This is a genomic window from Streptomyces sp. NPDC058662 (assembly GCF_042716255.1).
In the GTDB taxonomy this organism is placed as follows: Bacteria; Actinomycetota; Actinomycetes; order Streptomycetales; family Streptomycetaceae; genus Streptomyces.
Window position 1 is genome coordinate 7,327 of the sequence record NZ_JBHXRU010000086.1, and the last position, 20,864, is coordinate 28,190.

The following is a 20,864-nucleotide window of genomic DNA, read 5'->3' on the forward strand; positions in this document are numbered from 1 at the left end:
GCGGGGGCCGGTCCGGGCCGGGACCATTACCTTGTGTTGGCCGCTATGTTCGCGTTCTCGGGGGGGGGCCCCGACCCCGCCGCGGTCGGCCCGGGCCAGGTTGCCGGAGAGTCGGTCGAGTGCGTCGCGGCACTCCTCGATCGTAGCCATCGTGATCACGACCGTACCGCAGAGCCGTGCGTGGCCGCCGGTCGCTACGGGGTAGCGTCGGGGCATGACCGACCAAGCTGCCGCGACCGAGTCCGGACCCCGGGCCGGGGACGCGGCCGGCGCCGAGGCCGCCGCCCCCGTCGAGGCCGCCCCCGCCGAGGCCGCCGGGCCGGCGCCGCTCGGCGTCGTACGCACCCCCACCGGCCACGCCGGGGTGGACGCGCACCTGGCGCGGCTGGCCGACGCCGACCACCTCACGGCGGACGGACACGTCGCCGTGTACGAGGATGTGCACAGGGGGTTGCGCGAGGCGCTGACCGCGCTCGACGCACCGCCCGTCCCCGGTCCGTACGAAAACAGGAGCTGAACCGAACGTGGCAGGAGTGGCACGCCGCCGCCTGGACGCCGAACTGGTACGCCGCAGCATGGCCCGCTCGCGCGAGCACGCCGCGCAGCTGATCGCCGCGGGCCGGGTGACCGTGGGCGGCGCCACCGCGACCAAGCCCGCCACCCAGGTCGAGACCAGCGCCGCGCTCGTCGTCCGCACGGACGACAGCGACCCCGACTACGTCTCGCGCGGCGGGCACAAGCTCGCCGGCGCGCTGGCGGTCTTCCAGCCGCTGGGGCTGCGCGTCGAGGGGCGGCGGGCCCTGGACGCCGGCGCCTCCACCGGCGGCTTCACCGATGTGCTGCTGCGCGCGGGCGTGGCCCACGTGGTGGCCGTCGACGTCGGCTACGGGCAGCTCGCCTGGTCGCTGCAGAGCGACGGCCGGGTCACCGTCAAGGACCGCACGAACGTGCGCGAGCTGACCGTCGAGCAGATCGACGGCGTGCCGGCCGACCTGGTCGTCGGCGACCTGTCCTTCATCTCCATCGGCCTGGTGCTGCCCGCGCTGGTGCGCTGCACGGCGCCCGACGCGGACCTGGTGCTGATGGTCAAGCCGCAGTTCGAGGTGGGCCGGGACCGGCTCGGCAGCGGCGGCGTCGTGCGCAGCGCCGAGCTGCGGGCGGAGGCGGTGCGCGAGGTCGCGGCGCAGGCGGCGAAGCTCGGCCTGGGCGTGCTCGGCGTGACGGCCAGTCCGCTGCCGGGGCCGTCCGGCAACGTGGAGTACTTTCTGTGGCTGCGGGCGGGGGCACCGGCCCTCGACCCGGCGGATGTTGACCGTGCAGTGGCGGAGGGGCCGCAGTGACAGACTCATCAGCTTCGTCTTCGACTCCATCGACTTCTCCATCGACTTCTCCTTCGGCGACGCCGACGTCCGGGGCGGGGCGCACGGTCTTCCTGCTCGCGCACACCGGGCGGCCGGCGGCCATCCGCAGCGCCGAGCTGGTCGTACAGGGCCTGCTGCGGTGCGGGCTGGGCGTACGGGTCCTGCGGGACGAGGCGGTGGACCTGCCGCTGCCGCCCGAGGCGGAGCTGGTGGCCGAGTGCACCCCGGAGGTGCTGGAGGGCTGCGAGCTGCTGATCGTGCTGGGCGGGGACGGGACCCTGCTGCGCGGCGCGGAGTTCGCGCGCGGCTCGGGCGTGCCGATGCTCGGCGTCAACCTGGGTCGGGTGGGCTTCCTCGCCGAGGCGGAGCGGGACGACCTGGACAAGGTCGTCGACCGGGTGGTGACGCGCGAGTACGAGGTCGAGGAGCGGATGACGCTCGATGTGACCGTGCGCACGAACGGCGACGTGGTCCACCAGGACTGGGCGCTGAACGAGGCCGCCGTCCAGAAGGTGTCCCCGGAGCGGATGCTGGAGGTGGTCCTGGAGATCGACGGCCGCCCGGTGTCCGGGTTCGGGTGCGACGGGATCGTCTGCGCGACGCCGACGGGCTCGACGGCGTACGCCTTCTCGGCGGGCGGGCCGGTGGTCTGGCCGGAGGTGGAGGCGCTGCTGATGGTGCCCATCAGCGCGCACGCGCTGTTCGCGAAGCCGCTGGTGACCTCGCCGGACTCGGTGCTGGCGGTGGAGGTGCAGACCGGCACGCCGCACGGGGTGCTGTGGTGTGACGGCCGGCGGATGCTGGAGCTGCCGGCCGGGGCCCGGGTGGAGGTGCGGCGGGGAGCGGTCCCCGTGCGGCTCGCCCGGCTGCACCACGCGTCCTTCACGGACCGGCTGGTCGCCAAGTTCGCGCTGCCGGTGTCGGGTTGGCGGGGCGCGCCCCACTAGTGCCCGCGCCGGGCCCCTCACCGAGCCACTTAATAGCACGTGCGTTCGGAGAACATGGGCGGGTGGCGTCACATGGCACCTCGGAAACCTCGGTATGGTCGTCCCGTGCTTGAGGAGATGCGGATACGGTCGCTCGGGGTCATCGACGACGCGGTGGTCGAGCTGTCGCCCGGTTTCACGGCGGTGACCGGTGAGACCGGCGCGGGCAAGACGATGGTCGTCACCAGCCTCGGCCTGCTGCTCGGCGGTCGCGCCGACGCGGCCCTGGTACGGGTCGGCGCCAAGGCCGCGGTCGTCGAGGGCCGCATCGTCCTGCGCCCGGACGCCCCCGCCGCCGTACGCGCCGAGGAGGCCGGGGCCGAGCTCGACGACGGCGCCCTGCTGATCAGCCGGACCGTGTCCGCCGAGGGGCGCTCGCGCGCCCACGTCGGCGGCCGCTCCGTGCCCGTCGGCCTGCTCGGCGAGCTCGCGGACGACCTGGTCGCCGTGCACGGGCAGACCGACCAGCAGGGGCTGCTGCGCCCGGCCCGGCAGCGCCAGGCCCTCGACCGCTATGCCGGGGACGCCGTCGCGGTCCCCCTGGAGAAGTACGCGGGCGCCTACCGGCGGCTGCGCGCGGTCGCCGTCGAACTGGACACCCTCACCACCCGGGCCCGGGAGCGGGCCCAGGAGGCCGACCTGCTGCGCTTCGGGCTGGACGAGATCGCCGCCGCGCAGCCCGTGGCCGGCGAGGACACCGAGCTCGCTGCGGAGGCGGAACGGCTCGGTCACGCCGAATCGCTGGCCTCCGCCGCGCAGGTCGCGCACGCCGCGCTCGCGGGCAACCCCGAGGACCCCGAGGGCATCGACGCCAACACCCTCGTCGCCGGCGCCCACCGCGCCCTGGAAGCCGTACGCTCCCACGACCCGGCGCTCGGCGCGCTCGCCGAACGGATCGGGGAGCTGGGCATCCTGCTGGCCGACGTGGCCGGGGAGCTGGCCGGCTACGCCGACCACCTGGACGCCGACCCGCTGCGGCTGGCGGTGGTCGAGGAGCGGCGGGCCGCCCTGACGCAGCTCACGCGCAAGTACGGCTCCGAGGGCACCGTGGACGCGGTGCTGGAGTGGGCCGAGCAGAATTCCGCGCGGCTGCTGGAGCTCGACGGGGACGACGAGCGGATCGCCGAGCTGACCGCCGAGCGGGACGGGCTGCGGTCCGAGCTGTCCCTGCTGGCGCAGGCGCTGACGGACGCCCGGACGGAGGCCGCGACCCGCTTCGCCGCGGCGGTCACGGAGGAGCTGGCTTCGCTGGCGATGCCGCACGCCAGGGTGACGATCGACATCCGCCAGGCCGAGGACCCCGACGGGGTGGAGGTGGACGGCCGCCCGGTCGCCTACGGCCCCTCGGGCACCGACGAGGTGGAACTGCTCCTGGCCCCGCACCCCGGGGCCCAGCCGCGACCGATCGCGAAGGGCGCATCGGGCGGTGAGCTCTCGCGCGTGATGCTGGCCGTGGAGGTCGTCTTCGCCGGCTCGGACCCGGTGCCCACCTACCTCTTCGACGAGGTGGACGCGGGCGTCGGCGGCAAGGCGGCGGTCGAGGTGGGCCGGCGGCTCGCCAAGCTGGCCAAGTCGGCGCAGGTCGTGGTCGTCACGCACCTGCCGCAGGTGGCGGCCTTCGCGGACCGGCAGCTGCTGGTCGAGAAGACCAGCGACGGGTCGGTGACGCGTTCCGGAGTCACCGTCCTGGAGGGCGAGGCCCGGATCCGGGAGCTGTCGCGCATGCTGGCGGGCCACGAGGACTCCGTCTCGGCGCGGGCGCACGCCGAGGAGCTCCTCGCCGCGGCGCGCGCCGACGCGTGACGCGCGCCGACGCGTGACACGGGGCGGCCGTCGCCGTCGCCCCCGACGGCCAGTAGCCCGTGTGGGTGAGGCTGCGGGGTGTCCCGCGGTATCCCGTACGGGATCCGCACCCGTATGGTCCCGGAACGCGCGTGCGGACTGGCATCCTGGGCGACGTCCTGCCCCCTCACCCTGGAGCTTCGGCCCGTGAGCAGCTCCCCGGTCTCCCCCTCCGCCCCGGCCCAGCCCTACGGCGGCCCGCCGCTGCGCACCGTCCACGTACTCGGTGGCGGCGGGGGCGCCGACAGCAGCGCCCACGTGCGGTCGCTGGCCACCGGGCTCGCCGCGCGCGGGATCGGGGTCACCGTCTGCGCGCCCGTGGAAGCGGAGGCCGCCTACGACTTCACCGGAGCCGGCGCGCGGTTCACCCCCGACGCGGCGAGCGCCCTGCGCGCCGCGTGCGCGGGCGCCGACGTCGTGCACGCGCACGGCGTACGGGCCGGGATGCGGGCCGCGCTGGCCCTGAGCGGGCGCCGGGTGCCGCTGGTGGTGAGCTGGCACGGCGAGGGACCGGCGGCGACCGGTGCGCGCGGACGGTTGAGCCGGATGCTGGAGCGGCGCGTGGCCCGGGCGGCGGCGGTCGTGCTCGGCGCCTCCTCGGACCAGGTCGACCTCGCGCGGCTGCGGGGCGCCCGGGACGCGAGGCTGGCCCCGGTGGCCGTACCGGTGGCGGATCCGGGCGACACGCCGGACCCGGACAAGACGCGGGCGGAACTGGGCGCCGTGGAGCGGCCGCTGCTCATCGCGGTCGGCAGTCTGGCGCCGCACCGGGGGTACTCCGTCCTGCTCGACGCGGCGCGGCAGTGGCGGACGCTGGACCCGCCGCCGCTGCTGGTCGTCGCGGGGGAGGGGCCGCTGCGCGCCGAGCTGGCGCGGCGGATCGAGGACGAGGCGCTGCCCGTACGGCTGCTGGGGCGCCGTCGGGACGCGGCGCAGCTGCTGTCGGCGGCCGACCTCGCCGTGCTGCCGAGCCGGTGGGAGGACCGGGCCCCGCTGGCGCAGGAGGCCCTGCGCACGGGGGTGCCGCTGGTGGCCACGGCGGTGGGCGGCGTGCCGGAGCTGGTGGGGGAGGGAGCGGTGCTGGTCCCCTACGGCGACGCGCCGGCGCTGGCCGCCGCCGTCACCGGACTGCTGGCGGACCCCGCCCGGCGGGCGGCTCTCGCCGAGGCGGGGCGGGCGCGCGCGGCGACATGGCCGTCGGAGGACGACACGGTGGCGCAGGTGCTGTCCGTCTACGACGAGCTGATGGAGCGCGCCGACCCCCGCCGCTGAGGGCCGGCCCGGCTCCGCGGGGGCCCGCACGGGAGCCGACGGCGCGTCAGGACGGCGTGGTCGTGTGGCGGCGGGCGCGGAGCGCCAGGCTGAGGGAGAGGACGGTCTCGGGGTCGTCGAGGTCCGTGCCCAGGAGTTCGGAGATCCGGGCCAGCCGGTTGTACAGGGTCTGCCGGTTGAGGTGCAGCTCGCGCGCCGTCTCCGCCTTGCGGCCCGCATGGGCCAGGTACGTCTCCAGGGTGGGCAGCAGCGGCGGGCGCGAGGCCGCGTCGTGCGTGCGCAGCGGGCCGATCGCGCGGTCCACGAAGGCCGCCAGGTCCGGGTGTTCGCGCAGGCGCCACAGCAGCAGGTCGATGTCCAGGCGCCGCGCGTCGTACCAGGGCCGGGCCGGCAGGCCGTGGGCCGCGGTGGCGGTCTCCGCCGCGTGCCGGAGCCCGGCCGAGGCGGCCGCCCACCCGCCCGCGACGCCGACGACCACGGCCGGCGGGGCGGCGGCGCGGTCGAGGCCGGCCCGCTCCACGCCGGCCCGCAGCGCGGCCGCGACCCGGTCCGCCACCGCCGTACGCTCCGACTCGGCGCGCAGCGACACCAGGAGCGGCACCCGGCCCTCGACCGGGCGGACGCCCAGCAGTACGGGGACGCCCACGGACGCCAGTTCCTCCAGGACCGCGCGGGCCAGCACGGCCCAGTTCCCGGACGGCCCGAGGTCCGCGGCGAGCCGCATGACCACCGGCAGCAGCGGCCCCGCGCCGGGCTTGAAGCCCAGCACCCGGGCCTGCGCCGGGGCGTCCTCGGCGGAGATGCGCCCCTCGGCGAGGTCCGTCAGGAAGTCGCCGCGGCCGCGCGCCGCCAGCTCGTCCTCCTGCCGGGCCTGCATCAGCACCACGGCCAGCACCCCGGCCGTGCGCTCCGCCGCCATCCGGTGCACGGTGAGCAGCGGGGTCGACACCCCGACCAGGACGACGCGGGCCCGGACCGAGCCGGTGCCGTGGCCCCCGCCCGGTACGTCGATCACCACCGTGTTCGCCGCCGGTTCGGCCTCGCGCTGGCCCCGCAGGCCCTCCCACACCTGGAGCGGGTCGGCGCCCGCGTCGCCCGCCGAACTGCCGGCCGCGTACAGCAGCTGCCCGTCTGGCGTCTCCAGGAAGACGGGGTTCCCCGTGAAGTCGGCCAGGACGCGGAGCACCTGCGGGATGCCGCCCCCGCCCAACAGGGCCTCCGTACAGCGGCGGTGGACCTCCTCGGCGCGCTGGAGCAGGGCGTAGTGGCCGTTGACGATCTCGGTGTGGACCTCCTCCGTGACGGCGACGAAGGGCACTTCCCGGTGCAGCTGCACCAGCGGCAGGCCGACCGTGCGGGCGGTCTCCACGAGGGTCGCCGGCAGCCGTGTGAAGCGGGGGCCGAGTTCGACCACGAGCGCGGCGATGCCCCGGTCCGCGAGGCGGCGGACGAAGGCCCGCTGCTCGGCGGGTCGGGTACCCAGCCCGAGCCCGGTGGTCAGCAGCAGCTCGCCGCCCTTGAGGAGGGAGGCGATGTTCGGCACCTCGCCCGCGTGCACCCACCGGACGGTCCGGCCCAGCCGGTCGGCGCAGGCGACCACCTCGGGCAGTCCTCCGCGCAGCCCCGGCAGCTCCAGTGCCCGCTGAACCGTGATCCCGCCCTGGTCGTCCATAGGGCGGGACGCTACCGGCAGGCCCGTCGCACGCACACCATCCGGTGGCCGCGCAGTCCGATGTGTCCCGGTTCGCGACCACGGTCCGCCACTCGCGCGCGAGGGGCGCCGGACCGGGCGGCGACCGTGGCGCGCGGGGCGGCGACCGTGGCGCGCGCCGTCGGCGTCCGCGCCGTCACAGCGGCCGGATGTTGTGGTTGTAGCGGAACACGTTGTCCGGGTCGTACCGCCGCTTGAGCTCGCCCAGGCGCCGCATGTTCTCGTCGCCGAGGCCCGCGACCACCCGGTCCGCGCCCTCGTCGCCCGTGAAGTTGAGGTAGACGGCGCCGGTGGCCCACGGCTGGGCGTCGGCGCGCACGTCCTTGACCCACTGGCGGCAGCGTTCGTCGTCGGCCTCGTCCTCCCAGATCGCGAACGGGTGCACCGCCCAGGCGGCGTCGCGGTACGGCACCGGGTAGTCGCCCGGGGCCGAGGCGATGGCGCCGCCCTGCGGCCAGGCCAGGTGCTGGGTGCCGGTCGGCACCGGCATCGAGTCGGCGCGGGCGCAGAACACGTCCACGAACGCGTCGGGGCAGCCCGTGAGGTACTCCGCCGACCAGTAGTTCCGCAGGCCCGGCGGGTCGTCGATCATGCACTGGAGGTCGGCGTACGGGATGGCCGTGACGATCTCGGACTCGTGCGGGATCGCCAGCAGGGGCGCGGCCAGCCGGCGCATCTCCTCCTCCGGGCCGGCGTAGGTCAGCAGGACGGCGGACACCAGCCGGCCGACCAGGTGCGGCGGGACGAACTCGTCCGGCGGCGCGGTCAGGTACAGGGCGGCGCCGCTCGCCTCGGGCGGCCCGGCCTCGATGACGTCCCGGTACGTACGGACCACCTCGGGCCCCCGCTCGGGCAGGTACAGCAGGAACGCGATCGACATGGCCGGCAGCTCGTGCAGCCGCAGGGTCAGCGAGGTGGCGACGCCGAAGTTCCCGCCGCCGCCGTGCAGGCCCCAGAACAGCTCGGGGTGGTCCTGCGCCGAGGCATGGATCAGCTCGCCCTCGGCGGTGACCAGCTCCACGCCCAGCAGGTTGTCCACGGCCAGCCCGAACGTGCGGTCCAGCCAGCCGGAACCGCCGCCCAGGACGAAGCCGCCGACACCGGTGGTGGAGGCCCGGCCGCCGGTGGTGGCCAGCCCGTACGGCTGGCAGGCCCGGTCCAGGTGGCTCATCGTGGCGCCGCCCGCGATGTGCGCCGCCCCGGCCGCCGGATGGACCGTCACCTCGTGCATCCGGCGCAGGTCCACCACCAGTCCGCCGTCGTTCAGGGACATGCCCGCCACACTGTGCCCGCCGCCCCGCACCGCGATCTTCAGGTCCAGGTCCCGGGCGAACCGCACCGCCGTGACCACGTCCTCCGTGCCCGCGCACTGGGCGATCACGGCGGGCCGCCGGTCGATCATCGCGTTGAAGACCGACCTCGCCCCGTCGTACCCCGGATCGTCCGGGGTGAACACCTCACCCGCCAGATCCTCGCGGAGCGCGGTGAGGGCCGCGCCCGCCTTCGAGAGGGGAGCCATGGCTGCCCCCTTCCTTCACCGGGGGAGGGCATAGAACCCCTCCAGCGTAGGCGGGGGCGATCAGCGGGGCACGGCGGACATCTCCCCGGGCCCGGGCAGCGGGCCCGCGGGCGGCCCTCAGCCCCCGTAGGCGCCGCTCGCCGTCAGCCGCAGCGCCGTGTCGATCAGCGGGACGTGGCTGAAGGCCTGCGGGAAGTTCCCGACCTGCCGCTGGAGCCGCGGGTCCCACTCCTCCGCCAGCAGCCCCAGGTCGTTGCGGAGCGACAGGAGCCGTTCGAAGAGCCGCCGGGCCTCGTCCACCCGGCCGATCATCGCCAGGTCGTCGGCCATCCAGAACGAGCACGCGAGGAAGGCCCCCTCGTCGCCCTCCAGGCCGTCCACGCCGGCCTCGTCGCCCGCCGTCGGGTAGCGCAGGATGAAACCGTCGGGCGTGGACAGCTCGCGCTGGATCGCCTCGATGGTCCCGATGACCCGCTTGTCGTCCGGCGGCAGGAAACCCATCTGCGGGATCAGCAGCAGGGAGGCGTCCAGCTCCTGCGAGCCGTACGACTGGGTGAACGTGTTGCGCTCCTTGTCGTAGCCCTTCTCGCAGACGTCCTGGTGGATCTCGTCCCGCAGCTCCCGCCAGCGCTCCAGCGGACCGTCCGCGTCCCCGCTCTCGATCAGCTTGATCGTGCGGTCCACGGCGACCCAGGCCATCACCTTCGAGTGCACGAAGTGGCGGCGCGGGCCGCGCACCTCCCAGATGCCCTCGTCGGGCTGGTCCCAGTGGGTCTCCAGGTAGCGGATCAGCTTGAGCTGGAGCAGCGAGGCGTAGTCGCTGCGCGCCAGGCCGGTCATGTGGCCCAGGTGCAGGGCCTCGGTGACCTCGCCGTACACGTCCAGCTGGAGCTGGCCCGCCGCACCGTTGCCGACCCGCACCGGGCGCGAGTTCTCGTAGCCCGGAAGCCAGTCCAGCTCGGTCTCGCCGAGCTCCCGCTCGCCCGCGATCCCGTACATGATCTGCAGGTTCTCCGGGTCGCCCGCCACCGCGCGCAGCAGCCACTCGCGCCAGGCGCGGGCCTCCTCGCGGTAGCCGGTGCGCAGCAGCGAGGAGAGGGTGATGGCGGCGTCCCGCAGCCAGGTGTAGCGGTAGTCCCAGTTGCGGACCCCGCCGATCTCCTCCGGCAGGGAGGTGGTCGGCGCGGCGACGATCCCGCCCGTGGGCCCGTAGGTGAGGGCCTTGAGGGTGATCAGGGAGCGGACCACGGCCTCCCGGTAGGGCCCGTGGTACGTGCACTGCTCGACCCACTCGCGCCAGAACTCGGTGGTGGAGTCCAGCGCCGCCTCCGGGTCGGGTGCCTCCGGGGCGCCCTTGTGGGAGGGCTGCCAGCTGATGCTGAACGCCATCCGGTCACCGGGGCCGACGGTGAAGTCGGAGTACGTGGTGAGGTCCTTGCCGTAGGTCTGCGCGTCGGTGTCGAGCCAGACCGAGTCGGGCCCGGCGACGGCGACCGTGCGGCCGTCGACCTTGTGCACCCAGGGCACGACCCGCCCGTAGCTGAACCGCATGCGCAGCGCGGAACGCATCTGGACGCGCCCGCTGACGCCCTCCACGATGCGGATCAGCTGCGGGGCGTGGTCCTCGCGGGGCGGCATGAAGTCGATCACGCGGACGGTGCCGCGCGGGGTCTCCCATTCGGACTCCAGCACCAGCGAGTCGCCGCGGTAGCGGCGCCGGGTGGCGCGCGGGGCCTCGGAGCCGGCGGGGAACGCCGGCCCGACCCGCCAGAACCCGTGGTCCTCGGTGCCGAGAATGCTCGCGAACACCGCGTGGGAATCGAAACGTGGCAGACACAGCCAGTCCACCGCCCCGTCCCGGCAGACCAGCGCGGCGGTCTGCATGTCCCCGATCAGTGCGTAATCCTCGATGCGCCCGGACACGTGCATCTCCAGTCGAACGGCCTCGTCCGCCCCGAAGGGCGCTTGCTTTGCGCGGATGCGCGGTCTCCTGTGGGTGGGGATCGCCGCGTTGAGCCCATGATTCCGCATATCGGCTCGGTGAGGCCGTCCGGCGGACTGCTCGGCGGCGACGTGTGCACTGTCCGAGCAGGATATGACGGCACCCTAGTGATCTCATTCAGCCTGTGAAGAATACGGCGCCGCCAAACGGGTGAGCTGTCGCTACTCCTCCGCGGAGCCTTCGCGAGGGGCCCTGTCGGCGCGCGGCCGGAGGCGGACCGGCCCGGGCGCTGATAGGCTGGTACCCCGTGGACCGGTGGTCTGCCTGTGCGAATCAGGAGCCCCGAAACCGCAGCTTCGGCGCCCCCCGAGACCCTTCCGGATCGACGGTGGCAGGCGCCGGACGCACCCTCACCTCGCGACCACGGGAGCCCCCTCTTGGCGATGCCGCCCAAATCCATGACGACCAAGCACATCTTCGTCACCGGGGGTGTCGCTTCCTCCCTCGGCAAGGGCCTGACGGCCTCCAGCCTGGGTGCGCTGCTGAAGGCACGCGGGCTCCGGGTCACGATGCAGAAGCTCGACCCGTACCTGAACGTCGACCCCGGCACCATGAACCCGTTCCAGCACGGAGAGGTGTTCGTCACCAACGACGGCGCCGAGACCGACCTGGACATCGGGCACTACGAGCGCTTCCTCGACGTCGACCTCGACGGCTCGGCCAACGTCACCACCGGCCAGGTCTACTCGCAGGTCATCGCCAAGGAGCGGCGCGGCGAGTACCTCGGCGACACCGTGCAGGTCATCCCGCACATCACCAACGAGATCAAGCACCGCATCCGGCGGATGGCGACCGAGGACGTCGACGTCGTCATCACCGAGGTCGGCGGCACCGTCGGCGACATCGAGTCGCTGCCCTTCCTGGAGACCGTCCGCCAGGTCCGCCACGAGGTCGGCCGCGACAACGTCTTCGTCGTGCACATCTCGCTCCTCCCGTACATCGGCCCCTCCGGCGAGCTCAAGACCAAGCCGACCCAGCACTCGGTCGCGGCCCTGCGCAACATCGGCATCCAGCCCGACGCGATCGTGCTGCGCGCCGACCGCGACGTGCCCACGTCCATCAAGCGCAAGATCTCGCTGATGTGCGACGTCGACGAGGCCGCCGTGGTCGCCGCGATCGACGCCAAGTCGATCTACGACATCCCCAAGGTGCTGCACACCGAGGGCCTCGACGCCTACGTCGTGCGCAAGCTCGACCTGCCGTTCCGCGACGTGGACTGGAGGGTCTGGGAGGACCTGCTCGACCGGGTCCACAACCCCGACCACGAGGTCAAGGTCGCGCTCGTCGGCAAGTACATCGACCTGCCCGACGCCTACCTGTCGGTGACCGAGGCGCTGCGCGCCGGCGGGTTCGCCAACAAGGCCCGGGTCCAGATCAAGTGGGTGACCTCCGACGACTGCAGGACGCCGGAGGGCGCGGCCGCCCAGCTGGCCGACGTCGACGCGGTCTGCGTGCCCGGCGGCTTCGGCGACCGCGGCGTCAACGGCAAGGTCGGCGCGATCACCTTCGCCCGCGAGAACAAGATCCCGCTGCTCGGCCTGTGCCTGGGCCTGCAGTGCGTGGTCATCGAGGCCGCGCGGAACCTGGCGGGCATCGAGGACGCGAACTCCACCGAGTTCGACGCCTCCACCCCGAACCCGGTCATCTCCACGATGGAGGAGCAGCTCGCCTTCGTCGAGGGCGCGGGCGACCTGGGCGGCACCATGCGCCTGGGCATGTACCCGGCGAAGCTCGCCGAGGGGTCCATCGTGCGCGAGGTCTACGGCGACCAGGCGTACGTGGACGAGCGCCACCGGCACCGCTACGAGGTCAACAACGCCTACCGCGGCGAGCTGGAGAAGCAGGCGGGCCTCGTGTTCTCCGGCACCTCCCCGGACAACAAGCTCGTCGAGTACGTCGAGTACCCGCGCGAGGTGCACCCCTACCTGGTGGCCACCCAGGCCCACCCGGAGCTGCGCTCGCGCCCGACCCGCCCGCACCCGCTCTTCGCGGGCCTGGTCAAGGCGGCCGTGGAGCGGCAGCAGTCCGCGAAGTGAGCGCCTGACCGCATAACGTAGGCAGCCGGGGCACACGTCGTGCCCCGGCTGTCGCGTTTCTGGGGAAGGTACGGGCATGGGCATGGGCAACGGCATCAACGACATCGAGGACACGCCGGAGTCGTGGGAGGTCGTCGCCTCGCGGACCCCGTTCGAGGGCGCGAAGACATCCGTGAAGTCGGACCAGGTCCGGATGCCCGACAGCGCGGTGGTGCGGCGCGACTACCAGGTGCACCCGGGCTCGGTGTGCGTCCTCGCGCTCGACGGGGAGCAGCGGGTGCTGGTGATCAAGCAGTTCCGCCACCCGGTGCGGCACCGGCTGTGGGAGCTGCCGGCCGGGCTGCTGGACGTGGCGGGGGAGAACCCGCTGCACGCCGCGCAGCGCGAGCTGTACGAGGAGGCGCACGTCAAGGCCGAGGACTGGCGGGTGCTCGCCGACTTCTTCAGCTCGCCCGGCGGCTCGGACGAGGCGGTACGGATCTTCCTGGCGCGGGACCTCGCGGAGGCCGAGGGTGCGCGGTACGCGGTCTCCGATGAGGAGGCGGACATGGAGGTCGCCCGGGTCCCCCTCGCCGACCTGGTGCAGGGCGTCCTGGCGGGACGGCTGGGCAATCCGGGGCTGGTGACGGGCGTCCTGGCCCTGTCCGCGGCCCTCGCCACCGGCGGGGTCGACTCCCTGCGCCCGGCCCTCGCCCCCTGGCCCGCCCGCCCGTACGAGGCGTAGCCCCCGCCGGCGGACGGTGTCCGGCGCCCGCCGGTACGGGCGCCGGAGCGGCGCCGGAGCGGAAAAGCTGACGATCCGCTGATCCGATTGGGGGATTTGCCCGCCGCGCTCCACCCGGATCGTCGCTCTGCGTGAACTACGCTCGCAATCCGAAGGCAGGGAGAGGAGCGGATCCGTGACGGATTTCGTCGGGCGGCGGCGTGAGCTCAAGGAGCTGCGCGAGGACATCGCGCGGACCGGGCTCGACACCCTCTCGGGCCGGAAGGCCAAGGCGCCGCGGGCCCGGGTGCTGCTCGTCGCGGGCCGGCCGGGTTCCGGCCGCACCGCGCTCGCCGAGGAGCTCGTGCGCGAGATCGCCGAGGACTATCCCGACGGGGTGCTCCGTACCCGGCTCACCGCCCCCGGCGGTGAGACCGTGCCGACCGAACGGGCCGTCAGGGGACTGCTGGAGGGGCTGGGTCGGGCCACTGCGCCCGGAGCCGGCGAGGACGAGCTGAGCTCGGCCCTGCGCGCCGAGCTCGCCGGGCGGCGCCTGGTCATCCTGGTCGACGACGCCGCCGACCCGCACCAGGTCGACGCGCTGCTGCCGGACACCCCCGAGTGCCTGGTCGTGGTCACCGCCGAGGGGCCCCTGACGGGCATCCCCGACGTCCGGCCCTGCACCCTGGGCGGGCTGGACACCCCCTCCGCCGTGGAGCTGCTCGCGCAGCGCATCGGCGACACCCGGGTCACCGCCGACCCGCGCGCCGCCGAGACCCTCGCCGAGGAGTGCGGGGGGCAGCCCGCCGCCCTCGCGCTGGTCGGCGGCTGGCTGGCCGCCCACCCCAAGGCCTCCGTGGCCGATGTGGCCAAGCAGCTGCACGACATGCCGGCCGGCGCCGGCGGGGCCCTGGCCCGGTGCTTCCGGCTCGTCTACGAGTCCCTCCCGCAGCCCGCCCAGCGGACGCTGCGGTTGCTGCCGCTGGCCCCCGCCGGCATCGTCGACTCCCACACCGCCTCCGCACTCGCCGGTTGCTCGGTGGCCGCGGCCCAGTCCACCCTGGACGACTTCGCCGGGCTGGGCCTCGTGCGCCACGCCCCCGACGGGCTGTTCGGGCTGCCCGGCTGCCTCGCGCCGATGCTCAAGGCCCTGCTGGAGGCGAAGGAGCGTCCCGCCGAGGTCCAGCTGGCCCGGGCGCGGATGCTGGAGCGGACCGTACGGCTGCTGCACTCCTGCCGGGCCATGGCCGAGACGGACGAGGACGGCGGGGACGGCGGGGTCGGCGGGGTCGGCGGTCCCGAGAGGACGGACGGCCTGCCGCGCGCCCTGCGCTTCCCCGACCGGCGCGCGGCCGCCACCTGGCTGGACACCCGGCTGCCCGCGCTCGCCGCCGCAGCGTCCCTGGCGGTCGCCGACGGAGAGCTGGACACGCTGGCCCGCCGGCTGGTGGCGGCCCTGGTGCGGGCGCTCGCCGGGCACCGGGGCACCGCCGGGGCCGCCCCCGAGCTCTACGGCCTGCACCGGCTGGTCCTGGACGTGGCCGAGCGCCGGAACCTGCACCGGGAGCAGGCCGCCGCGCTGCTGAACCTGGCCGACCTCGACGCTGAGACCGGCCGGACCCAGGAGGCCCTGGAGCGCTACCGGGCCGCGCTGGACGCCGGCCGGGCGGCGAACGACCCGTACGCGACCGGCCGCGCGATGGAATCCGTAGGGGGTGCCTACCTGGAGCTGACGGACTGGCACCGGGCCTCCGACTGGTTCGGCCGGGCGCTGTCGCAGGCCCTCGCCCGGGGGGAGCGCGAGGACGAGGCGCGGCTGTACGGACGGCTGGGCAACGTGCACACGTACGCGGGCCGGTACGGGGACGCCCTGCGCAGCTGGCGCGCGGCCGCCGCGGGCTACCGCAGGCTCGCCGATGTGCCGGGGCAGGCAAAGGCGTTGAGCGAGATGGCGCGGGTCCAGGAGTACGCCGGGCGGCCCGAGGAATCGCTGCACACCTGCCGGGAGGCGGTGGAGCTGGCACGCAAGGCGGGAGACCAGCGGCTTCAGGCCGCCCTGCAGGTCCGGTTGGCCGACACGCTGGACAGGCTGGGCGACCCCGCTGCTGCCAGGCTGCACCGGTCCGCCGCCGACAGATTGCTGGGAGATGACCCCGCAGCCTGCGAAATCCGCAGTACTTCCGACTGAGATTATTCGTTTGCAAGGCTAGACAGCGACTCATCCTTCATTAGACTGGCTTCACCACGTCATCTCGTGGTGCATCCCGTTGCGCGTTCTTGTGGGCGGGTATGTATAGAAGTGCCCGGAAAAATCCCCTGAGCCAAGGACCGTGATCGACGATGAAGGTCGGCATCCCCCGCGAGGTCAAGAACAACGAGTTCCGGGTCGCCATCACGCCCGCCGGCGTGCATGAGCTGGCCCGCAACGGCCACCAGGTCTTCATCGAGCAGAACGCCGGTGTCGGCTCCTCGATCACGGACGCGGAGTACGTGGCGGCCGGCGCCGAGATCCTCGGCACCGCCGACGAGGTCTGGGCCACCGCCGACCTGCTGCTCAAGGTCAAGGAGCCCATCGCGGAGGAGTACCACCGCCTCCGCAAGGACCAGACCCTCTTCACCTACCTGCACCTGGCGGCCTCCCGCGCGTGCACGGACGCGCTGCTGGAGTCCGGCACCACCGCCATCGCGTACGAGACGGTCGAGCTCGCGAACCGCGCGCTCCCGCTGCTCGCCCCGATGTCCGAGGTCGCGGGCCGGCTGGCCCCGCAGGTCGGCGCCTACCACCTGATGCGCTCGGCCGGCGGCCGCGGCGTGCTCCCGGGCGGCGTCCCCGGCACCTCGGCGGGCGAGGCTGTGGTCATCGGCGGCGGTGTCTCGGGCTGGAACGCCGCGCAGATCGCCATCGGCATGGGCTTCCACGTGACCCTGCTCGACCGCGACATCAACAAGCTCCGCGAGGCCGACAAGATCTTCGGCACGAAGATCCAGACGATCGTCTCCAACGCCTTCGAGCTGGAGAAGGCGGTCCTCGCGGCCGACCTCGTCATCGGCGCGGTGCTGATCCCGGGTGCGAAGGCCCCGAAGCTGGTCACCAACGAGCTCGTCTCCCGGATGAAGCCCGGAAGTGTCCTTGTCGACATCGCGATCGACCAGGGCGGCTGCTTCGAGGACTCCCGTCCGACCACCCACGCCGAGCCGACCTTCCAGGTCCACGACTCGGTCTTCTACTGCGTCGCGAACATGCCCGGCGCCGTCCCGAACACCTCCACCTACGCGCTGACGAACGCCACGCTGCCCTACATCGTGCAGCTCGCGAACCTCGGCTGGGTCGAGGCGCTGCGTCGTGATCCCGCGCTCGCGCTGGGCCTCAACACCCATGACGGCCAGGTGGTTTACGGTCCGGTCGCCGAGGCCCACGGCCTGGAGACGCTGGAGCTGAACACGCTCCTCGGCTGAACCGTCAACGACTGACGTCAATCTCACGTATCCGGCCGGACCTTGCCCCCGAGGTCCGGCCGGAGGCGTTTGCCGGCGCCCCCCGGACCCCGCTCAACTCGCCTCGAACGTAACCCTTTAACCCTTTCGCACACCCGCGAAACTTCGTGGCGACAGCTCGTGCGCCCTTGACAGAGCGGTGTTCGGTTGCCGACACATCGTGCCGGGTCCGGCGGATTGTGTTGCCGCTGAGTGGTGACACGCCATAGAGTCGCCAACCGTCGGCATGGTGCCACGCTGACCTATCGATAAGTGTCCTGGTCGCGTCCGAGGAGGTAAGACGACTTGTGAATGAGTCGACATTTGCTCCTGGAGGTGGTCGCGCAGGGACGCCTGAGCCGGGCCAGGGCCCAGCCGGGCTCGAAGCCGTCGGCTCCGTCGCAGTACGCACCTTCGCAAACCACCAGCACGTGACGACGCCCCGAAACAGCATGGACGGCCTAGACGTGAACTCCAGGGCCGGCGACCCGAGCGGCGACAAGCCCGTGGGTTTCGCCGACTACGACAAGGTGCCCGAGGGGCACTTCTACGACCCCGACGCGGAGTACGAACCGGACCCCGAGTACGCGGCCACCCTCGCCCCCGACGCTGCCCGCCAGCGCCGTGAGCGGATCGGCCCGACCGGACGCCCGCTCCCGTACTTCCCCATCCCGGGTCCGCTGACCGACCACGGTCCGGCGAAGATCATCGCGATGTGCAACCAGAAGGGAGGCGTGGGAAAGACCACGTCGACCATCAACCTGGGTGCCGCGCTCGCCGAGTACGGGCGCCGCGTGCTGCTCGTCGACTTCGACCCGCAGGGCGCGCTGTCCGTGGGCCTCGGCGTGAACCCGATGGAACTCGACCTGACGGTCTACAACCTGCTCATGGAGCGGGGCATGTCGGCCGACGAGGTGCTGCTCAAGACCGCGGTCCCCAACATGGACCTGCTGCCGAGCAACATCGACCTGTCCGCCGCCGAAGTGCAGCTGGTCAGCGAGGTCGCGCGCGAGTCCACCCTGCAGCGGGCCCTCAAGCCCCTGATGGCGGACTACGACTACATCGTGATCGACTGTCAGCCCTCGCTCGGTCTGCTGACCGTGAACGCCCTGACGGCGGCTCACAAGGTCATCGTCCCGCTGGAGTGCGAGTTCTTCGCGCTGCGCGGCGTGGCCCTGCTGACCGAGACCATCGAGAAGGTGCAGGAGCGGCTCAACCCCGAGCTGGAGCTCGACGGCATCCTCGCCACGATGTACGACTCCCGTACGGTGCACAGCCGCGAGGTGCTGGCGCGCGTCGTCGAGGCCTTCGACGACCACGTCTACCACACGGTCATCGGCCGCACGGTGCGCTTCCCGGAGACCACGGTCGCCGGTGAGCCGATCACCACGTACGCCTCCAACTCCGTCGGCGCCGCCGCCTACCGCCAGCTGGCCAGGGAGGTGCTCGCCCGGTGTCACGCCGAGTGAGTCTGCCCGGAGCCGACGAGCTGTTCCGCACGACCGGGGGGATGGCCCTCCAGTCCTCCTCGCCCCGGCGCGGGGCCGAGGAGGCGCCCGGCGCGGAGCACTCCGCCGCTCCGGCGCGGAGCACGGCGGGGGAAAGCCGAGGCCGGGAGGCCGAGGCCGGTACGGACCCCGTGGTGGGACCCCCGCGCCGACCGCAGGAAGGTTCTGTCGGCGCGGTCGGCGGGGTCGCGCCCCCGGCGGGCGCGACCCGGCGGGCCAAGGGCCAGGGCCGGGGCGCGAACCGGCGCCCCAGCGGGCGCGAGCGGCACGACGAGAAGATCACGGTCTACGTCTCCGCCGAGGAGCTCATGGACCTGGAGCACGCGCGGCTGGTGCTGCGCGGGGAGCACGGCCTGGCGGTCGACCGGGGCCGCATCGTCCGCGAGGCGGTGGCCGTCGTCCTCGCCGACCTGGAATCCCGCGGGGACGCGAGCATCCTCGTACGGCGCCTGCGCGGCCGCTGACCGCGGCGCCCGCGCAACTCCGGCACCGCAGCCGGTGGCCCAGGGCCGCCGACCCGGCGCATGCCACGGGCCGCCGACCGCGGCGCCCCGGGCCCTCCGGAGCCGGCCTGACGGGGCCGGGCCGCCGGTCCGGGACGATCCGCCGCGGAACGCTTAGGCTGCCCGTGGCCGCGCGCCACCGCGCCGCCCCGGCCCCGCGCACCACCTGGACCCCCCTTGCCCCTCCCCGCCGAACCCGGCCGACCGACCCGGCGACACCTGGGGCGGGGCCCCGCCGCGCCCGCGGACGGCCCCGGAACTCCTGGACAGCCCGCTCAGCGGCGGGAGCGGCCCGAGGGCGGCCCCGGGGCCGCCCCGGCTCCCGCGCCCGCCGTGGGGCCCGTACAAGCCCGGGATGAGACCCCCGGCCGTCCCGGCGACCCGCGGGACGAGCCGGCCGCCGATACGGGCCGTGCTCGGGCCGGTACGAGCGCCGAGGTGCCGGCCGCCGTCCGCGGCGGCGGGCCCGGGGAGCCCGGCGACGGACGGTTCACGCTGCGGCTGGCCAACTTCGAAGGGCCCTTCGACCTGTTGCTCCAGCTGATCTCGCGGCACAAGCTCGACGTCACCGAAGTCGCCCTGTCGCAGGTCACGGACGAGTTCATGACCCACATCCGGGCCATGGGGCCCGAGTGGGACCTCGACCAGACCACCGAGTTCCTCGTCGTGGCCGCCACCCTCCTCGACCTCAAGGCCGCCCGGCTGCTGCCGGCCGCCGAGGTCGAGGACGAGGCGGACCTGGCCCTGCTGGAGGCGCGGGACCTGCTCTTCGCGCGCCTGCTGCAGTACCGGGCGTACAAACGCATCGCGGAGATCTTCGAGGAGCGGGCGGAGGCGGAGGGCCGTCGCCACCCCCGTACCGTCGGGCTGGAGCCCCACCTCGCCGACCTGCTGCCCGAGGTGGTCATCAGCATCGGGGCCGAGGGGTTCGCGCGCCTGGCCGTCAAGGCCATGCAGCCCAGGGCGAAGCCCCAGGTCTACGTGGACCACATCCACGCCCCCCTCGTCAGCGTGCGCGAGCAGGCCGGGCTCGTCGTGCGGATGCTCAAGGCGCGGGGCGAGGCCACCTTCCAGGAGCTCGCCGAGGACGCCGAGGACACCCTCACCGTCGTCGCGCGGTTCCTGGCCCTGCTGGAGCTCTACCGCGAGAAGGCGGTGGTCCTCGACCAGGAGGAGGCGCTGCGGACGCTCACGGTGCGCTGGAGCGGCGGGGACGGCGACGGGATGCCGACGGTGACCGACGAGTTCGACCGGATCGTGGAGGCCGAGGAATGAGCAGCGACGCGAGCGCGGTGGCCGCGCTGGACCTGAAACCGGCCCTGGAGGCCGTCCTGATGGTCGTGGACGAGCCCGCGACCGAGGCCCACCTGGCCAAGGTGCTGGAGCGCACCCCGCGCCAGGTCGCGGACGCGCTGCGGGAGCTGGCGGAGGAGTACGAGGCCGCGGGCAGGGGCTTCGAGCTGCGGCTGGTCGCCGGCGGGTGGCGGTTCTACTCCCGGGCGCGGTACGCGCCGGCCGTCGAGGGCTTCGTCCTGGACGGCCAGCAGGCCCGGCTCACCCAGGCGGCCCTGGAGACGATGGCGGTCGTCGCGTACCGCCAGCCGGTGAGCCGGTCGCGGGTCTCGGCGGTCCGCGGAGTCAACTGCGACGGGGTCATGCGGACCCTCCTCCAGCGGGGTCTGGTGGAGGAGGCGGGGACGGAACCCGAAACAGGTGCGATCCTGTACAGGACGACGAACTACTTTCTGGAGCGGATGGGCCTGCGCGGCCTGGACGAGCTTCCGGAGCTCGCGCCCTTCCTCCCCGAGGCGGACGCGATCGAAGCCGAGACGCAAGAAGGTGTGCCGTCGTTCGATCCGGACGCACCGGACACCGAGCAAGACGACGACAAGACGACGGAACTTTGATGCGAAGCAGCGGCAACGGCAACGGTGGCAACAGGAACAG

The 20,864-nt window shown here is 73.7% G+C and carries 16 protein-coding genes; 13 read left to right on the forward strand and 3 right to left on the reverse strand.

All coding sequences use genetic code 11. From position 1 onward, the window contains the following. Positions 1 to 214: 214 nt before the first annotated feature. From ACFWUQ_RS24705 to ACFWUQ_RS24725, 5 genes are all read left to right on the forward strand, one after another. Positions 215 to 517 (forward strand): hypothetical protein, encoded by a 303-nt coding sequence (locus tag ACFWUQ_RS24705; RefSeq protein WP_384541874.1) that lies wholly within the window; start codon positions 215 to 217, stop codon positions 515 to 517. Positions 518 to 524: 7 nt separating this feature from the next. Beyond that, positions 525 to 1,340, forward strand: a complete 816-nt coding sequence (locus ACFWUQ_RS24710) for a TlyA family RNA methyltransferase (RefSeq protein ID WP_384541877.1) — start codon at positions 525 to 527, stop codon at positions 1,338 to 1,340. Continuing rightward, positions 1,337 to 2,308: an NAD kinase gene (locus ACFWUQ_RS24715; RefSeq protein WP_384541880.1), complete on the forward strand. Its 972-nt coding sequence runs from the start codon at positions 1,337 to 1,339 to the stop codon at positions 2,306 to 2,308. Before ACFWUQ_RS24710 ends, ACFWUQ_RS24715 begins: the two co-directional genes overlap by 4 nt. 117 nt (positions 2,309 to 2,425) lie before the next feature. Beyond that, entirely contained in the window at positions 2,426 to 4,150 is a 1,725-nt protein-coding gene (recN, locus tag ACFWUQ_RS24720) for a DNA repair protein RecN (protein WP_384541917.1), read from the forward strand. A 186-nt stretch (positions 4,151 to 4,336) separates the two neighbouring features. After that, positions 4,337 to 5,461, forward strand: coding sequence for a glycosyltransferase family 4 protein (locus ACFWUQ_RS24725; RefSeq protein ID WP_384541883.1), 1,125 nt, complete (start codon positions 4,337 to 4,339; stop codon positions 5,459 to 5,461). Positions 5,462 to 5,507: 46 nt separating this feature from the next. Here the strand turns inward: ACFWUQ_RS24725 and ACFWUQ_RS24730 are convergent, their stop codons facing one another. The 3 genes from ACFWUQ_RS24730 to ACFWUQ_RS24740 form a co-directional block, all read right to left on the reverse strand. Next, positions 5,508 to 7,133, reverse strand: a complete 1,626-nt coding sequence (locus ACFWUQ_RS24730; protein WP_384541885.1) for a PucR family transcriptional regulator — start codon at positions 7,131 to 7,133, stop codon at positions 5,508 to 5,510. 175 nt (positions 7,134 to 7,308) lie between these two features. Continuing rightward, complete coding sequence (locus ACFWUQ_RS24735; RefSeq protein ID WP_384541888.1) at positions 7,309 to 8,691, reverse strand: FAD-binding oxidoreductase; 1,383 nt, start codon at positions 8,689 to 8,691, stop codon at positions 7,309 to 7,311. Positions 8,692 to 8,808: 117 nt separating this feature from the next. Further along, positions 8,809 to 10,620, reverse strand: a complete 1,812-nt coding sequence (locus ACFWUQ_RS24740; RefSeq protein WP_384541890.1) for a glycoside hydrolase family 15 protein — start codon at positions 10,618 to 10,620, stop codon at positions 8,809 to 8,811. Between the two features lie 456 nt (positions 10,621 to 11,076). Here ACFWUQ_RS24740 and ACFWUQ_RS24745 point away from each other — a divergent pair, with 456 nt between their 5' ends. The 8 genes from ACFWUQ_RS24745 to scpB all read left to right on the forward strand — a co-directional run bounded on the left by ACFWUQ_RS24745 (position 11,077) and on the right by scpB (position 20,824). Then, positions 11,077 to 12,729, forward strand: a complete 1,653-nt coding sequence (locus ACFWUQ_RS24745; protein WP_384541893.1) for a CTP synthase — start codon at positions 11,077 to 11,079, stop codon at positions 12,727 to 12,729. A 76-nt stretch (positions 12,730 to 12,805) separates the two neighbouring features. Beyond that, positions 12,806 to 13,453, forward strand: a complete 648-nt coding sequence (locus ACFWUQ_RS24750; RefSeq protein ID WP_384541895.1) for an NUDIX domain-containing protein — start codon at positions 12,806 to 12,808, stop codon at positions 13,451 to 13,453. 175 nt (positions 13,454 to 13,628) lie between these two features. After that, positions 13,629 to 15,620, forward strand: coding sequence for a tetratricopeptide repeat protein (locus ACFWUQ_RS24755; RefSeq protein ID WP_384541898.1), 1,992 nt, complete (start codon positions 13,629 to 13,631; stop codon positions 15,618 to 15,620). A 152-nt stretch (positions 15,621 to 15,772) separates the two neighbouring features. After that, complete coding sequence (gene ald / locus ACFWUQ_RS24760; protein WP_384541900.1) at positions 15,773 to 16,888, forward strand: alanine dehydrogenase; 1,116 nt, start codon at positions 15,773 to 15,775, stop codon at positions 16,886 to 16,888. A gap of 326 nt (positions 16,889 to 17,214) precedes the next feature. Beyond that, on the forward strand, positions 17,215 to 18,375 hold the full coding sequence (locus ACFWUQ_RS24765) for a ParA family protein (protein ID WP_384541903.1): 1,161 nt from the start codon (positions 17,215 to 17,217) through the stop codon (positions 18,373 to 18,375). Further along, positions 18,372 to 18,878 carry a hypothetical protein gene (locus ACFWUQ_RS24770; protein WP_384541906.1) on the forward strand — a complete coding sequence of 169 codons (507 nt, stop codon included), beginning with the start codon at positions 18,372 to 18,374 and terminating at the stop codon, positions 18,876 to 18,878. Before ACFWUQ_RS24765 ends, ACFWUQ_RS24770 begins: the two co-directional genes overlap by 4 nt. A 216-nt stretch (positions 18,879 to 19,094) precedes the next feature. Then, complete coding sequence (locus ACFWUQ_RS24775) at positions 19,095 to 20,192, forward strand: segregation and condensation protein A (protein ID WP_384541909.1); 1,098 nt, start codon at positions 19,095 to 19,097, stop codon at positions 20,190 to 20,192. Beyond that, entirely contained in the window at positions 20,189 to 20,824 is a 636-nt protein-coding gene (gene scpB, locus ACFWUQ_RS24780; RefSeq protein ID WP_384541912.1) for an SMC-Scp complex subunit ScpB, read from the forward strand. The genes ACFWUQ_RS24775 and scpB overlap by 4 nt, the downstream gene beginning before the upstream one ends. The last annotated feature ends 40 nt before the right edge of the window (positions 20,825 to 20,864 follow it).